Origin of the sequence: Paenibacillus stellifer (assembly GCF_000758685.1) — a bacterium.
GTDB lineage: Bacteria > Bacillota > Bacilli > Paenibacillales > Paenibacillaceae > Paenibacillus_AQ > Paenibacillus_AQ stellifer.
Genome location: NZ_CP009286.1, coordinates 2,464,738 through 2,481,025, shown reverse-complemented (window position 1 = coordinate 2,481,025; position 16,288 = coordinate 2,464,738). Strand labels below are relative to the sequence as shown.

Sequence of the window (16,288 nt, the reverse complement as noted above, 5' to 3'; positions counted from 1 at the left end):
TTCATCCTTTCTACTCTGCTGCCGGCCGCAGCCGGCTTACCGGACTCTCCCGGTGGCAATGGCAGCGGCATAATCATGTCTGCCGTTCTTCTCCGCCATACAGGCGGCCGACTGCCAGTCGTACGCAATTAGTCTATGCTCCGTCACCCAGCCCGCTTCCGGATTTCTCCGGACCAATACGTAACTGGCGCAGGTTGTTCCCGATTCCATGACATGGGGGAACGGCAGCTCGTCCTCGTATGCGGGGAGTCCTACGCTTCCCGCATTGACAGCCCATCTACCGTCCGGCATGATAATCCTGCGGTAGACGTGGCTGTGTCCGCAGAAAAAGCCCTGATCCCCCAGGGACACCAGCTCATTCTGAAGAGTCAGGCCTGTTTTGTACGAGACGCCGGCTTCGGTTACTTCCTCAAGAAGGTATGTCTTGTTGTCATCAGGGGTTCCGTGGCAGAACAGCAGCCCGTCTTGTCTCCACAAAGGCTGATGCTGCGTGATCCAGTCCTCCATTTCGGCATCAAGCAGCGGCTTGACATGCCTATAGGTCGGGGACTCCGAATGTTCTTCCAGCAGAGCTTCATCGCAATTCCCCATAATATGGACGGCACTGCCGAGCCCGGCAAGCAGCCGGTAGGTTCCGATCGGATCGATTGGCCCAAAGAGGCTGTCGCCAAGGTTGATGACAAGCTCCGCCCCGCAAGCCTCCGCATCCTGAAGTACCGCCCTCAGAGCCGGCGAGTTGCTATGTATGTCGGAAATGACCGCAAGAGTACCGTTCAACAACCGATTCCCCCTCCCGTATACGTCACCTTTCATTATAACAGTCTATTCCGTCAAAATCGAAACCACATATGCAAGGATAAACGCCTGACGGCGTCCTTTAGACGCCATGCGTTTACCGAGAAATAGAAGACCTATTATAAGCAACAACTTATAATGACTTATATTTCGAAAGTCCCCGGCTGTCAACGATAACCGGGGACTTGCAGCAAAGAATCACAGCACTAGCGGACACCAGCCGCCTGAAGCCATGCTTCGGTTATGAGGGCATGTCCCGCGCTCGAAGGATGCACACCGTCGCCCGCCCAGTAAGCGGGAGCGGCTTTCATGGAAGCCGCTGCGAACAGTCTATCCAGGGGCACCAGCTGTGCGCCGTATTCCCGCGCAAGCTTCCGGACAACATCAATCTTTGGATTGAGGTCCTCTCCCCAATCCCGGTCCAGGCCTTCTACCGGCAGCACGAAGGGTTCAATCAGAATAAGCTGCGCATCAAGCGCTTCGCGCGTCCGGTCAAGCAGCAGCCGGTAGTTTCGTTCATACTCTTCCGCCGTCGTCTCCTCGCCATAGTTGTACCGGCGCCAGGTGTCGTTAACACCGATGTAGATCGACACCCAGCTCGGCTTCAGGGCGATGCAGTCCTTCTCCCATCGGCGGACAAGATCGATTGTGCGGTGGCCATTGATACCCCGGTTGTAGAAGGTCAGGTTCTTGTCCGGATACAGCATCCCCAGCTTCGCAGCCACCATCAGCGGATACCCGTGTCCCAGCGAGCCTGGATCCCGGTAATCGCGTCCAACGTCGGTAATGCTGTCGCCAATAAACAGAATTACATCATTGCTCTTGAACGGCATCGCTTCATTCCTCCCCGTTATTTCAAGTAGCCGTCCCAATAGACGAGCCCGCCTGAATAGTTATAGTAAACATCGTGAACATAAGATTTCTGAAGGGCATATGTCTTGAAATAGTGCAGCGGAATAATGACCATTTGATCCATCAGCAATTGTTCGGCCTGGCGGTACAGCTTCATTCGGGCCGAGGGATCGGCGGTCTGCATGGCGGAGCGCATATAGGCGTCGTACTGCGGATTGCTCCAGCCGCTGTCGTTGTCGGTGCTCCATGAGGTGAATATCTCCAGAAATGAGGCAGGATCATTATAATCCGCCGACCAGCCGGCTCTGGCAATGTCGTAATTCAGCGCCATGCGGTTGCTTAACAGCTCTTCCCACGGCTGCTCCTCCATATTGACTTCAATACCGAGGGTCTCTTCCCACATTCTGGTGACAGTAGAAGAAATATATTCATTACCTTCATTATAGATTAGCGTCGTCTCAGGGAACTTCGTGAGTCCCTCCTCCTGAAGACCTTTCTTCAGCAGCTCCCGCGCTTTGGCGGTGTCTTCCTTGAAGTATGCGGCTGTGGCCTCTTCGCGGAACGGTTTCTTGGCGCCCAGGATGCCCGGTGGAACAAAAGCATACGCTGGTGTAGCGCCCGTAACCTGCTCTCTGACAATACTCATAGCCAAGGCCCGCCGGATGTTGACATTGTCAAACGGGGGCTTGGTTACATTGAAGACAAAATAATACGTGCTGGCCGGATTGTAGGTATGCGCGTCATTCCTCATCGTCTTATCCAGGCTGGAGGGGTAGATATTCAATTCGGAAGCCTGCGACCAGTCGATCGAACCGTCCTTATAGCTCGCTAATTCCTTATCCGGATCATTCTGTATGCCAATCCGAACCTGCTTGAAATGAACATCCCCGGCGGAGAAGTACGCTACGTTCTTGGTCAGCACAATCTCTTGGTCTTGCACCCATTTGGTCAGTGTAAAAGGGCCGTTGCCGACGAACGTTTGGGCAGATTCCGCCCAATTCGGGTTCTTCTTGACGACGGCCGGATTGACCGGGAAATACGATCTTGTGGCCGCCAGCTGCAGGAAGTAAGGCGTACGGCTGCGAAGCGTCACTTGAAGAGTAGCATCATCCACCGCCTTAACGCCGATTTGTCCGCTGTCCTTCAGCTTGCCATTATAGTAGTCCTCTGCACCCGCCAGACAAAAAAGCATGTAAGCCTGCGGCGAGCCTGTAGCGGGATTCAGCACTCTTTTCCACGCGTACTCGAAATCAGATGCCTTCACCTTCTGTTTGTTAGTCCACACAGCGGCGCTTCGCAGCTTGAAGGTATAGGTCTTCCCATCCTGGGAAACCGTCCATGATTTGGCAACCGCCGGCTGGATTTCACCATTCTTGCCGGTTCGCACAAGCCCCTCCATAATCCCCCTTATCACTACGTCGCTGGTGCTCTCCGCAGTAAGCGCGGGGTCTAGTGAAATCGGATTCGCGTACAGGTTAAAGCGAAAAATCTGCTCCCTTCCCGCAGCCCAGCTGTCATGTGCAAGTCCTGTCATCACAACAAGCAGACAGAGCACCCAGGTTATGATTCTCTTAATCACCGAACTCCCCCTTTTTTATCATGCAAATACAAATACTGTATGACACCAGGGAGATTTAGGCAATAGAAAAAACAAACTTGCAGGATGTGCGGGAAATATCATTGACTACACCAAATCACTGTGATATGTTTACTAAGTAACTAATAGTAAGTATGTTAACTTAATAAATCAAATTAGTTTTTGTGGAGGTCCTAATCAATGAATACGCAAGCCGCCAACCCTTTCCTGGATATCGTCCAAGCCCGCCGCTCCGCCATGAATTTCGTGGAAGGCATCGCCATTCCGCAGCAGGAGCTGGAAGAAATATTCTCGCTGACAAGACTGGCGCCATCCGCCTATAACCTGCAGCATGCCCGTTATGTCGTCGTATCCGATCCGGCTGCGAAGGAACGCGTCCGGGACAGTGCTTACGGCCAATACAAAATCCATACCGCTTCCGCTGTCATCGCCGTGATCGGGGACATGCATGCTTACAAGCAGGCTCCGGAAATCTATGACGGGTTGAAGCTGCTGGGTGCGATGTCGCCTGAAGAATACGACGGAACGATGAAGGCGATCAACGACGCCTATGAAGGCAACGAGGCCTTCCAGCGGGATGAAGCGATCCGGAACGCCTCTCTGTCCGCCATGCAGTTCATGCTGATTGCCAAAGCCAAGGGCTGGGATACATGCCCGATGATCGGCTTCGACCCTGAAGCGCTTAAAGAGACGCTTGGCCTGCCGGACAACCAGGTTCCGGTTATGCTGATCACGATCGGCAAGGATAACCAGCGCAAAATCAGACCCCGCGGCTACCGCAAGCCCGTTAATGAGTTCGTGGATTTTATCTGATAAGCAGCGGCTGGTGAACTCGATTCATTCCAGATGCGTCAGATACCCGCTTTAACCGAATATGTCTGTAAAAAAACACCCCCTTTCGCAGGAGCTTGGACAAGCTTCCGCGAAAGGGGGTGAATTGATTTAGGCGCGGGCGTTCATCCGCAGATGCCGACAAGCCGCTAGGCGGTTGCGAATTGGCTGTTGTAGAGCTGTGCGTAATACCCGCCTTGACGAAGCAGTTCGTCGTGGGTGCCGCTCTCCGCAATGTCTCCGTCCTTCATGAACAGAATCAGATCGGATTCCCGTATGGTGGACAGCCGATGGGCGATCACGAAGCTGGTGCGGCCGTCCATCATGCGGAGGAACGCCTTCTGGATGACGATCTCGGTCCGGGTGTCGATGCTGCTGGTTGCCTCATCCAGAATCAGCATCGGAGGATCGGCCAGCATGACGCGTGCGATGGTCAGAAGCTGCTTCTGGCCTTGCGACAGGCTCTCGCCGGAACCGCCAATCACGGTATTATAGCCGTCCGGCAGACGCTTGATGAAGCCATGAGCGTTCGAGGCTTTCGCTGCGGCTATGACCTCTTCGTCCGTCGCATCCGATTTGCCGTAAGCAATATTGTCCCTCACGCTGCCTCCGAACAGCCACGTATCCTGAAGCACCATGCCGAAACCGCGTCTCAGACTATCCCGTGTCATTTCCCGGATATCCGTACCGTCGATTACAATGCTTCCTCTGTCTACATCATAGAACCGCATCAGCAGATTGACGAGCGTCGTCTTGCCGGCGCCTGTCTGTCCGACGATCGCAACCCGGGTTCCCTGCTTCACCGTCAGGCTGAAGTCCTTGATCAGCGGACGCTGCGGATCGTAAGCGAAGCCGACCCGTTCGAAGGCGATCGTTCCCTGCTGCGGCTCCCGGTCAAGCGCGTCAACCGCATCCGGAGACTCCGGTTCCAGATCCAGAATGGCGAATATCCGCTGTGCGGAAGCAGTCGCCGACTGAAGCTGCGTCAACACGCCCGTAATTTCATTGAAGGGCTTGGCGAACAGATTGGAGTATATCAGGAAGCCCGTCAGATCGCCCACGCTGAGCCGGCCTGCGATGATAACAAGGCTGCCGATTATCGCGATCACGGAGAAGGTAATATTATTCACGAGCCGGGTAGTCGGTCCCGACAGGGAGCCGTAGAACTGGGATTTGACCCCGGCCTCGTACAGCTCGTCATTCAGCCGCTCGAAGCGTTCATAGGTCTGGTCTTCATAATGAAAAGCCTGCACGATTTTTTGCCCGCCGACGATCTCCTCGACATAACCGTTGAGACCGCCAAGCACTTTGGCCTGATCCCGGAACAGCTGCTGGGACCGGGTCGTGATGAACTTCGCCATATAGTAGGAAGCCGGAGCGGACACCAGCACGACCAGCGTCATCAGCGGACTGATGTACAGCATCAGAATCACCGCGCCAGCGATGGTCACAATGCCGGTGATCAAGGTCTGGAAGCCCTGAAGCAGTCCGTCCGAGACGGCGTCCATGTCGTTCACGAACCGGCTGATCAGGTCGCCCTGCGGATGATTGTCGTGAAACTTAAGCGGCAGGACGCCCAGCTTGTCGAACAGCTCGGTGCGCAGGCCGTTCACCGTCTCGTAGGCAATCCGGTTCGTGAGATAGGTCAGCAGCCAGCCGAGCAGCGATCCAGCCGCATAGATTGCCGCCAGCGCGCCGATTATCGCCAGGAGCGAATGAAAGTCCACCTTCCCGGGACCGACCATGTGATCGACGGCCCGCGAAATGAGAAGCGGACCTACAAGGCTGGCGACGACGCTGAGTACGGCGCACAGCGCAGCCAGTATGGCCTGCGCCCGAAACCGGGCTGTATATGAGATGATTCTCTTCCAAGTCTGTGTTCCGTTCATCTTGCCGCCTCCTCTCCGGTCAGCTGGGAATTGCAGATTTCCCGGTAAATCTCGCAGCTGCCGAGCAGTTCTTCATGCCGGCCCATGCCGGCGATAGCCCCGTCGTCGAAGACGATAATCCGGTCAGCCTGCATGACGGTGCTGACCCGCTGGGAGACGACAAGCGTCGTCTTCCCCGCGCGGCTCTCCTTCAATGCCCGCCGGAGCGCCGCGTCCGTGGCGAAATCCAGAGCACTAGAGGAATCATCAAGAATCAGAATTTCCGGATTTCCGGCAACCGCCCTGGCGATCGTCAGCCGCTGCTTCTGTCCGCCGGACAGGTTCAGCCCGCCTCTTGCGACCGGAGTATCCAGCCCTTCCGGAAGTCTGGAGACGAACTCCTCCGCCTGGGCGATGGAAGCAGCTTTCCGAATCTCCTCATCTGTGGCATCAGTCTTGCCCCAGCGGATATTATCCGCGATGCTGCCTGTGAAGAGCACGGCTTTCTGCGGCACGATACCGACCAGCTCCCGGAGCTGCCGGAGCGGGTAATCCTTCACATTGACTCCGTTCACCCGAATTTCACCCGAGTAAGCCTCGTAGAAGCGCGGAATCAGCTGAATGAATGTCGATTTGCCGGAGCCGGTGCCTCCGATCAGCCCAATCGTCTCTCCCTGCCGAATCGTGAGCGTAATGTCACTCAGTGCAAGCTCGCTGCCTCTGCTGTACCCGAACGATACGCAGTCAAATTCGATGGCCGGAACGGAAGAGCCGGAGACGACCGGGAAGCCGGCAGGCTTCGCCTGCCAGTTCTCCTGCGGGTCTGCGATGGAGCTGACCGTGGAGAGAACCTCGTTCACCCGGGCAAGCGAGGAATTCGCCTTCGTGAAAATAATGACCAGATTCGATACGACAATCAACGCCAGCAGAATCTGGGTAACATAATTAATAAATGCGATGATTTCACCCTGAGACAGCCGGCCGGCGTCAATATGCAGGCCGCCCACCCACAGAATGGCGAGAATGGCGGCATTGACCACAAGCGAGGTCAACGGACTGAGCAGCGCCGAAATGCGTCCGACCCGCAGCGCCGTGGACATCACCTCATCCGAGGATTCGGCGAACCGTGCACGCTCCTTGGCCCGCTTGGCAAATGCCCGGATGACCCGGATGCCGGAGAAGTTCTCGCTGAGCACCTGCGCGATCCGGTCCAGCTTCTGCTGGTAAAGCCGGTACAGCGGAGAAGAACGCGAGATGATCCAGTAAATAAGCACACCGAATACCGGCGCCGCCGCCAGCAGGATCAGCGACAGCCGCAGGTCGAGGAACATCGCCATGATGATGGCGCCGATGACGATGAACGGCGCGCGGATGACGAGCCGGATCAGCATCGCGACCGCAAGCTGCAGCTGGTTGACGTCGCTCGTAATCCGGTTGATCAGGGACGGCGTCCCGAATCGGTCCAGCTCGGCGTAGGACAACGAGGAAATATGCTTGAATATGGCGTTCCGCAGCCGGGTCCCGAAGCCCTGGGACGCCCGGGAGGCCGAGTATTGGCACACCATCGAGCATGCGAAGCCGAGTATGGACATCAGCAGCATGAGGCCGCCCATCCGGTACACATAGGACGAATCATGGCCCCCGATTCCCTTGTTGACGATCAGCGCGACGATTGTCGGCAGCAGAAGCTCCAGAATCGCTTCGAACAGCTTGAAGATCGGCCCGATAATCAGTTGCTTGCGATAAGGTTTAAGAAAGATCGATATTTTATTCATTGCCTGCACTCCACCCATTGGATTCTCACTTCAACACCGTTATGATTATGACATATCCAAATCCATATTAATAATATTGGATTCGTATTTGTTCCATACTTTTTTCATATCTAAAATTCCAAGGGATGAGAGATTACATGGATTTGAGACAGCTTAAATATTTCCTGACGATCGCGGAGGAAGGACAAATCACCTCCGCAGCGCGCAAGCTGCAAATGGCTCAGCCTCCCCTGAGCCAGCAGTTGAAGCAGCTGGAGGAAGAGCTGGGAGTGCAGCTTGTCCAGCGGGGTCCCCGCAGCATCCGGCTGACCGACGCCGGAGTTATGTTGAGAGACCGGGCGAGGCAGATTCTTGAGCTGGCCGACCGGACTGCCAGGGAGCTCGGCGAGCATGTCAAAGGGATGACGGGGACGCTCTCGATCGGAACGGTGTCATCGTCCGGCTCGGCGCTTTTTCAGGACCGGCTCAGCGAGTTCCATCGTGCGTACGAAGGCGTGAAATTCGACATTCATGAGGGGAACACCTTCAAAATCCTCGACCTCCTGAACCGGGGCATCGTGGAAATCGGGATAATCCGCACCCCCTTCCACGCTTCCAGCCTGGAATGCCGGTATGCCGAATCCGAGCCGATGATCGCCGTCATGACCCGCGAGCTCGCGTTCGCAGAGAGCCGTTCTTCCATCGAGTTCGGCGAACTGAAGGACCGGCCGCTTATCATTTACCGCCGCTTCGAGCAGCTGATTACGGACGCCTGCCTGGAGAACGGCTTCGAGCCGGACATCTTCTGTATGAACGACGATGCCCGGACGACACTGACCTGGGCCGGATCGGGCCTCGGCATCGGAATTGTCCCGAGATCCGCTTTCGGACTTGTAAGCCGGGACAATCTGCTCTATAAAGTAATTAACAGCGATTCGCTGCGGACCCGGATTGCCGCCGTACGGATGAAAGGAAGATTCAGTTCGGCGCTGGCCGACCATTTCTTCGAGAGGTTTGGAGAGTAGAAAGGTCTTGGATGAATCCGCTGATCAGGAGGGATTGCACATGGTTCCGTTCATCGTACTGATTGCGTCTTTCGTGCTGCTCCGTCTCTTGGGCCTGCTCGGCCTGGACTACTTGGACGAATGGCAGCATCCGCTGCAGATCGCCTGTGCGCTCATGCTGATCACGGGCGCCTCTGCCCACTTCGGACGGCGGCGCGCCGATCTCGTCGCGATGGTGCCGCCCTCATTATACAAACCCGGCTTCATGGTTACGCTCACCGGCTGTCTCGAAATTGCGGGCGCCTCCGGCTTGCTCATTCCACCGATTGCCCAGTCCGCCTCCTGGTGTCTGGCGATTCTGCTGATCGCCATGTTCCCGGCGAACGTTCATGCGTCGCGGATGGGGCTGAGCATCGGCGGCCGGCCGGTCCCGGCTCTTGAGATCCGCCTGCTCATCCAGCTTCTGTTCATTGCCGCTATCCTTATGGCGGGCTGGCCGGAGCAATGAGCGCCTCTATATTAGACATGCTTCGGTTATGTCCGTGGACCGATCCGTAGAAGGGAATCGACCCGAAGAAGCCTGCCTCGGGGAACGTTCGTCTTACCGCGGCCGGCGGCCGGGTTACATTACAATTGCTTACATATCATGACCCCTTCTTAAGGGCGACACGGCTTCGTCCATTGTTGCAGCGGATGCGGTTGTGCTAAATTAAGGAAAGCGAAACGACACTCATATCTTTCAAGAGGACAGGTGAACAAATTGCAGAAATACGGATTCTCCAGAGTGGCCGCCGCCTCACCCGAGCTGCGGGTGGCCGACTGTTCGTTTAATGCGGGTAAGATCAAGGAAGCAATTGACCTGGCCCGTCAGAGCCAGGTGGAATATCTGGTGCTGCCCGAACTGAGCATAACAGGCTATACCTGCGCGGATTTGTTCATGCAGCGGCGTCTGCTGGATTCCGCGCTGGATGCGCTGCGGGACATCGCAGCCTATACAACCGGACATGACATAATCGTCATTGCGGGTCTGCCGATCGATATCCGGGGCCGTCTCTTCAACTGCGCCGCCGTGCTGCAGAATGGAAGCATTCTCGGAATTGTACCCAAGACCTGCATTCCGGGCTATAGCGAGTTCTATGAGCCCCGCTGGTTCGCGGGCTCCGAGGAGCTGGAGTCGAAGACGATCAAGATTGACGGAGCGGAGATTCCGGTCGGCGCCGACCTGATGTTCGTCTGCGAAGCAAGCAATAATCTGGTCTTCGGCGTGGAGATTTGCGAGGACCTATGGGTTCCCATACCTCCGAGCAGCCGGCTCGCCCAGGCGGGCGCGGTGCTGCTGTTCAACCCGTCGGCCAGCAACGAGCTGGTCGGCAAGGCCGACTACCGGCGCCAGCTCGTTTCGAGCCAATCCGCTTCCTGCGTAGCGGCCTATGTGTATGCCGGCTCCAATACGGGCGAATCCACGACGGATGTCGTCTTCGGCGGACATTCCATCATCGCCGAGAACGGCGTAACGATTGCGGAATCGGAACGGTTCACACATGAGACCCGGCTGACCTACGCCGATATCGACATTCCGAGAATCCAGTATTCCCGGATGGTGATGGGCACGTTCCGTGCCGGCAAGGGAGCGGGCGATTACCGCGAAATATCCTACTCCAATCCGGCCCCTTCGGACGTTGAAGTCCGGGAGCTGGCACGCAGGGTGGTCACCAATCCTTTCGTGCCCGGCAACCCGTTGCAGCGGGACGAGCGCTGCCAGGAGATTATGTCCATCCAGACCTCCGGCTTGATGAAACGCATCCGCCATATCGGCACGAAGCAGGCGGTCATCGGCATCTCCGGCGGTCTTGACTCCACGCTGGCGCTGCTCGTGGCCGTGCGGTCCATGCAGCTGCTCGGCCGTCCGGCGAGCGACGTACTGGCCGTGACGATGCCCGGCTTCGGCACGACGAACCGGACCTACGACAACGCCGTCGGCTTGATCAAGGCGCTCGGCGCAACCATGATGGTCGTGGACATCAAGGCGGCGTGTCTGCAGCATTTTGAGGACGTCGGCCATGACAAGGACGTTCACGACCTGACCTATGAGAATGTCCAGGCCAGAGAGCGCACGCAGATTCTGATGGATCTAGCCAACAAGAACGGCGGCATCGTCATCGGCACGGGCGACCTGTCCGAGCTGGCGCTTGGCTGGTGCACCTATAACGGCGACCATATGTCGATGTACGGCGTCAACTCAGGGATTCCGAAGACGCTCATTAAGTACGTCGTCCAGTGGTACGCCGATCACGAAGCGGATGAGACCGCGCAGAAGTATCTGCATGACATCATCGCGACCGGAATCAGCCCCGAGCTTCTGCCGCCTTCGCCTACCGGCGAGATCGCGCAGCTGACGGAGAATATTCTCGGCCCGTACGATGTGCATGATTTCTACCTGTACTACATGCTTCGCACTGGAGCGCCGCCGGCCAAAATTCTGTATCTGGCCGAGCACGCCTTCAAGGGCATTTTCACCAGAGAACAGCTGGTGCAGTGGATTCGCGTCTTCTACGGCCGCTTCTTCTCCCAGCAGTTCAAGCGCTCCTGCCTCCCTGACGGCCCGAAGGTCGGTACGGTCAGCCTGTCGCCGCGCGGAGACTGGCGCATGCCAAGCGATGCTTCCGCCGCTCTGTGGCTGAAGGAGATTGAGGATCTGTAACGCAGCAAGCCGTACCTACATGTGAATAACGGATTCCGTATTGAGGTGCAAAGAGGTCAACCGATAAGCGTTCTTGCAGCAAATTGGCAATTAATTTTGGTAATTAATTTAGCAGAAAAGCCAGCCGATTATGGCTGGCTTTTTGGCATATAAATTGGTCATTGCAATGAATATTGAATTCAAAGGGAGATTTTTAGTGATCATAGTTTCACCGCCCAAACCCTAATTCATTTCCGTCCAAGTCCTTAATTGTAAATTTTTTAGTGCCCCAGGGTGTATCAAACAAAGGTTCAATAACCTCAACTTTGTCCTTTAGCCTTTCCCAAAGCTCCTCTACCTCATCAACATTAAAATTAAGTCTGCCATAAGATTTTTCACCCTTCACTTCCATTATCGCAAAGGTTGCACCTTCCTCTGATATAAAATCATAACTCAACTTTCGCAGAGCCAAAATCGCTTTAAAGGCAGATACAACAAGGACTTAAACGCATTTGGATAGGCGTCTTGACGAAAATAGAAAAACACCCCTTCGTTTGGTAAAGTGAGAGTGACGAGCAATCACTACCACACAGAAGAGGTGTCTTCTCTATGATAGACCAACAACAGTCACTGGATCAACTGCCAAATGAAATCAAGCCAGCTTTTCAGGAATTGAACGTGCTGAAACACTTGCGTGCGGCGGGTTTCAAGAAGAAGTTCGGCTTTACCTGCGCTTACTTGTTCCGTCTTGTGTTCCTGCTGCTTTTTCACCAGAAAAACTGGTTTCGGCTGCTAGAAAGCAACAAAGCCGAAGCGTTCCCCGCCAAGGATGCGATATACCGATTCTTGAATCACAGCAGCTATGCGTGGCGGCGATTTTTATTCTTGCTGAGCGGCGAAACGATCGCGCGAATGGAAGCCTTGACTTCGGTGAACCGCGTGACCGCGTTCATCTTCGACGATTCCATGTTTGAGCGTAACCGGAGCAAAGCGGTCGAGATGCTGGCGCGGTTCAAGGATCATGCGACCGGCGCGTTCTACAAAGGGTTTCGTATGCTGACCATGGGTTGGTCCGATGGCCATTCCTTCGTCCCTGTGGACTTTGCACTGCTGAGTTCCTCGAAGTCCGCCATCAACGGCATGTCGGATGACATCGACAAGCGTAGTCACGGATACAAGCGCCGGCAAGAAGCGCTGTGCTCGGCCCCACAAGTGATCGCGGCCATGCTGGATCGTACGATACAAGCTGGCCTTTCGGCCTCGTACGTCCTGATGGACAGTTGGTTCACGCATGCGCCGCTGATTGCGGAAGTTCTCCAGCGCAAGCTGCAAGTCATCGGCATGGTGAAAAACGATAACAAGCGCTATCTCGTGGACGGAAAGCGACTCAGCCTCAAGGAACTGTACGCCGCTGCACCGCGTGTGGAGGAAAAGAACCGCAACATTCTTCGCTTAATCCAAACGGAGCTCGCACCGGGAATCCCGGTGAGGCTCTTGTTCGTTCGTCATCGTTCCAAGAAAAATGAATGGCTGGCTCTTCTTTCGACCGACCTGAGTTTGACCGCTCAGGAGATCATCCGGGTTTACCGGATGCGCTGGGACATAGAGGTCTTCTTTAAGTGCGTGAAATCGCTACTGCGCTTGCAAAAAGAGTTTCAGGGCCGCTCGTACGATTTGCTCGTCAGCCACACCACTGTAGTATTTTCGCGCTATATTCTGCTCGCTTGGCAGCATCGGCAGAGCACAGATTCTCGCTCGTTTGGCGGTTTATTTTATTTGCTATGTGACGAAGTCGGAACGCTCGATTGGGTGAGCGCTTTACAACAGTTGCTCGAGTTGATTCAAGAAGTGGCCTCGCAAGCGGGCAAAAAACTTTCGTCCCTGATTGGGCGTCAACTCCAGCATTGGATTGCCGCTTTGCCCAGTTACATCAAGGCTTATCTACCGATTTCAAGCTGCGAAAGTTGAGATCATAATAAGTAGGATTTTCAGGCGGCCAGCCACTATCATATTCAAAACCTAAAATTTCTTCATACCATTTTAAAGCTTGATTAATATCGGACACATTTATTCTTACATGATTAAGTCTTGTTTTCATAAATGCCCTCCCTCGATTAAAATCAGCTTTAATGCACAATACCTGACAACGTTTCTTGTCGCGTACATTAATCTACGGTTTAGCGCCTCATGAATTTATGTATAAAATAGGACTTGTTGTCAAAGAGGTTAGACATGGTGGGTTGGAATAAGCGTGGCTAATGTGATGTGAGCGGCTGGCACGGCATCATGGTGTCCGAGATAAAGAGCTGAACCGCTCATGCGACAAGTTAAAATACTTCCCAATTAGCGTCGTTCGTGAGCGTATCGAGCCTCTTGGAATCGACATTTCCACCTTGATTGAGAAAATGGAGAAGGGCAAATTATTAGCCATTCTCCACAATAAAATCCGAATACCCATTTTTCATCGTATGGATCATTTCATTTATCCGCGAATACATGCATGTACGGGTACGCCCGTTATGGCAGCACATTGCCCGCCGCACGGAAAATTTCGTACCATTCCTCACGGGTCAAAGTGATCTCAGCCGCTGCGCAGCAGTCCTTCAGCCGTTCCAGATTCATGGTGCCGATTACCGGCTGCATCTTTGCCGGATGCCGGAGCAGCCAGGCGATGGCAATCGTTGTCGGCGTAACCTCATATTTGGCGGCAACCGTGTCAATAACCTTGTTCAGCTCGGGGAACTTGTCGTTGCCGAGGAACACGCCCTCGAAGAAGCCGTATTGGAACGGCGACCAGGGCTGAACGGTGATGTCATGCAGTCTGCAATAATCGAGAATGCTGCCGTCGCGGTCGATCGCGGCTTCATTTTCCATATTGACATTAAAGCCGTGTGAAATCATCTTAGCGTTGGTGATGCTGAGCTGAAGCTGGTTCGCTACCAGCGGCTGTTTCACGTATTTCTTCAGCAGCTCGATCTGCATCGGCTTCTGGTTGGATACGCCAAAGTGACGGACCTTGCCCGACTGCTCCAGCTGATCGAACGCCTCAGCCACCTCTTCCGGCTCCACCAATGCATCCGGACGGTGCAGCAGCAGAACATCCAGATAGTCGGTCTTCAGCCGCTTCAGGATGCCGTCTACCGAGTCCAGAATATGCTCCTTGGAGAAGTCGAACATGCCCTTGCGAATCCCGCATTTGGACTGAAGAATGATGCTCTCGCGAACCGAGGCGTTCATGCCGATCGCATCCGCGAAAATCTCCTCGCATTCCCCTGCGCCGTAAATGTCCGCATGATCAAAGAAATTGGCTCCTTCTTCAATAGCAGTCTTCACAAAGGCCTCAGCGCCGGACTTGTCCAGAGAGTTAATGCGCATACATCCGACTGCAACGACAGGGACTTCGAGACTACTCGTTCCCAGCTTGATTGTTCTCATGAACGCAAAATCCTCCTTGTGCCTGTTATCATCGACTCGTCTATTGTTGCACACCGGGACAGGCTTTTTCAAGCATCCGCTTTCATACTGGCATGTCCTTCATGCGGCCGGGAGGATTCGGCGATTCGCCACAAAACATTCAGCCAACCTTCAGTCCATTTTAAGAAAAATATAAGCTCCATCTATTATTATTAACGCATCGGAACCGTTCCAGCGCAACATACCCCGAGGCCGGCGGGAACAGACAAGCCCCGAAGCTTCAGCCTCAACGCCAAACCGTCGTTCTAATCCGACAAAGGTTATGGACGATTGCATCGCGATCTCCGCTCTCACGCAGGGCCGGACCTGGTCCGGATGTTCCTCTTCTCCCTCTGCGGGGGAGCTTTACTATTCGGCTTTCGAATCAGCACGCCTTCCTTGTGAACCCTATCCATGCTCAATGTTTGCTATACGACAAATTCCAGCTATTGACTTGCAATCCGGGGAGATGGTAATCTTTTAGCCATAAAAAGAGCTTTGAGGAGACTTCCATTTTGAAGAAAGTGACCATGAAAGATATTGCGCTCCAGGCCAACGTCTCCGTTGCAACGGTCAGTTATGTGCTGAACAATGTGAACAACCAGACGATTCCCCAGAAGACACGCCTGCAAATTCTTCAGATTGCGGAAGAGCTGCACTACATCCCCAATTTGGCGGCCCGCTCGCTGGTCAATCAGAAGACTGGCCTGATCGGTATTCTCGTCAACGAGACGCCCGATATGCCATTTTGGAAACGCTACGCGCACTCCTCCTTTATCCAGGCGCTGGAGCGTCGGTTAACAAAGGCTGGTTATCACGCGCTGCTGTATTCACTCGATGCCGACCGGCCTTCGCTGGATATTATTCTGGAACGGAAGCTGGAAGCGGCATTTCTGGTTGATGTCCGCGAGGAATATTTCTATACGATTTCCGGACATTTTGTGGAGGGCGTTCCCCTGATCCTGATCGACAGCCTTATCGACGATAAGCTGTTCAAGCAGGTCGTCTATGATTTCAGCGCGGCGTTTCAGCAGCTTCTGCCGGTGGCCGATTCGGAGACTTGTCTGATTACGGAGTCCTTCAACAATGCCGGACTGAACCGCTATATCCAGGACAGTGTTTCTCTCTCTGGTGAAAATGTCTTTCAGGTCCGCAATCCGGAAGAGCTCAACTCGGTCTTGAGTCTTGCGAAATACCGCCAGGCCATCATCGTCAACGAGTTCATCGCGGCCTATGCGGAGAAGTCGGGAGCATTCGGGGAAATGGCGGCAGTGTGCACATGCGGGTGCCGGGAGCTGCTGGGAGCCGGGATTCGTACTTTCGAATTTCGGGAAGACAAAGCGCAAGCATCCTTTGATCTCATGAGTTCTTTGCTGGATGAACCGTCAAGCGGCACAAAGAAAAAAAATCGTATTTATATCGGCTAATTTTTTTTAAGCACTCACTTAAACGAT

The 16,288-nt window shown here is 54.5% G+C and carries 14 protein-coding genes; 6 read left to right on the top strand and 8 right to left on the bottom strand.

The window, feature by feature from the left end; genetic code table 11:
• Positions 1-36: 36 nt before the first annotated feature.
• The 3 genes from PSTEL_RS11215 to PSTEL_RS11205 all read right to left on the bottom strand — a co-directional run bounded on the left by PSTEL_RS11215 (position 37) and on the right by PSTEL_RS11205 (position 3,226).
• The gene (locus PSTEL_RS11215; RefSeq protein WP_342666566.1) at positions 37-780 is read right to left on the bottom strand and encodes a metallophosphoesterase family protein; all 744 of its coding nucleotides are present in this window, start codon (positions 778-780) and stop codon (positions 37-39) included.
• Between the two features lie 221 nt (positions 781-1,001).
• Positions 1,002-1,628, bottom strand: coding sequence for an SGNH/GDSL hydrolase family protein (locus PSTEL_RS11210; protein ID WP_038695354.1), 627 nt, complete (start codon positions 1,626-1,628; stop codon positions 1,002-1,004).
• Between the two features lie 17 nt (positions 1,629-1,645).
• On the bottom strand, positions 1,646-3,226 hold the full coding sequence (locus PSTEL_RS11205; protein WP_038695353.1) for a peptide ABC transporter substrate-binding protein: 1,581 nt from the start codon (positions 3,224-3,226) through the stop codon (positions 1,646-1,648).
• Between the two features lie 198 nt (positions 3,227-3,424).
• Between PSTEL_RS11205 and PSTEL_RS11200 the strand changes: the two genes are divergently transcribed.
• The gene (locus PSTEL_RS11200; protein WP_038695351.1) at positions 3,425-4,057 is read left to right on the top strand and encodes a nitroreductase family protein; all 633 of its coding nucleotides are present in this window, start codon (positions 3,425-3,427) and stop codon (positions 4,055-4,057) included.
• Positions 4,058-4,224: 167 nt separating this feature from the next.
• Here PSTEL_RS11200 and PSTEL_RS11195 read toward each other — a convergent pair whose 3' ends face one another.
• A complete protein-coding gene (locus PSTEL_RS11195; RefSeq protein ID WP_038695349.1) occupies positions 4,225-5,964 on the bottom strand; it encodes an ABC transporter ATP-binding protein in 1,740 nt (579 codons plus the stop codon).
• A complete protein-coding gene (locus PSTEL_RS11190; RefSeq protein WP_038695347.1) occupies positions 5,961-7,718 on the bottom strand; it encodes an ABC transporter ATP-binding protein in 1,758 nt (585 codons plus the stop codon). Before PSTEL_RS11190 ends, PSTEL_RS11195 begins: the two co-directional genes overlap by 4 nt.
• A gap of 137 nt (positions 7,719-7,855) precedes the next feature.
• Between PSTEL_RS11190 and PSTEL_RS11185 the strand changes: the two genes are divergently transcribed.
• The 3 genes from PSTEL_RS11185 (at position 7,856) to PSTEL_RS11175 (ending at position 11,402) form a co-directional block, all read left to right on the top strand.
• Positions 7,856-8,722 carry a LysR family transcriptional regulator gene (locus tag PSTEL_RS11185; protein WP_038695345.1) on the top strand — a complete coding sequence of 289 codons (867 nt, stop codon included), beginning with the start codon at positions 7,856-7,858 and terminating at the stop codon, positions 8,720-8,722.
• A gap of 40 nt (positions 8,723-8,762) precedes the next feature.
• A complete protein-coding gene (locus tag PSTEL_RS11180; protein WP_038695343.1) occupies positions 8,763-9,209 on the top strand; it encodes a DoxX family protein in 447 nt (148 codons plus the stop codon).
• A gap of 243 nt (positions 9,210-9,452) precedes the next feature.
• On the top strand, positions 9,453-11,402 hold the full coding sequence (locus PSTEL_RS11175) for an NAD(+) synthase (RefSeq protein WP_245625133.1): 1,950 nt from the start codon (positions 9,453-9,455) through the stop codon (positions 11,400-11,402).
• Positions 11,403-11,610: 208 nt separating this feature from the next.
• On the opposite strand, the gene PSTEL_RS11170 is transcribed toward PSTEL_RS11175, so the two are convergent.
• Positions 11,611-11,838 carry a VOC family protein gene (locus PSTEL_RS11170; RefSeq protein ID WP_156995850.1) on the bottom strand — a complete coding sequence of 76 codons (228 nt, stop codon included), beginning with the start codon at positions 11,836-11,838 and terminating at the stop codon, positions 11,611-11,613.
• A 152-nt stretch (positions 11,839-11,990) separates the two neighbouring features.
• Between PSTEL_RS11170 and PSTEL_RS11165 the strand changes: the two genes are divergently transcribed.
• Positions 11,991-13,349, top strand: a complete 1,359-nt coding sequence (locus PSTEL_RS11165; RefSeq protein WP_038695341.1) for an IS4 family transposase — start codon at positions 11,991-11,993, stop codon at positions 13,347-13,349.
• On the opposite strand, the gene PSTEL_RS26925 is transcribed toward PSTEL_RS11165, so the two are convergent.
• Together PSTEL_RS26925 and PSTEL_RS11160 are read right to left on the bottom strand one after the other, a co-directional pair.
• Complete coding sequence (locus PSTEL_RS26925) at positions 13,312-13,479, bottom strand: VOC family protein (RefSeq protein WP_084064966.1); 168 nt, start codon at positions 13,477-13,479, stop codon at positions 13,312-13,314. The genes PSTEL_RS11165 and PSTEL_RS26925 overlap by 38 nt on opposite strands.
• Positions 13,480-13,898: 419 nt before the next feature.
• Positions 13,899-14,816: an aldo/keto reductase gene (locus tag PSTEL_RS11160; RefSeq protein WP_038695339.1), complete on the bottom strand. Its 918-nt coding sequence runs from the start codon at positions 14,814-14,816 to the stop codon at positions 13,899-13,901.
• Between the two features lie 542 nt (positions 14,817-15,358).
• Here PSTEL_RS11160 and PSTEL_RS11155 point away from each other — a divergent pair.
• Positions 15,359-16,261, top strand: a complete 903-nt coding sequence (locus PSTEL_RS11155) for a LacI family DNA-binding transcriptional regulator (protein ID WP_245625189.1) — start codon at positions 15,359-15,361, stop codon at positions 16,259-16,261.
• Positions 16,262-16,288 lie beyond the last annotated feature (27 nt).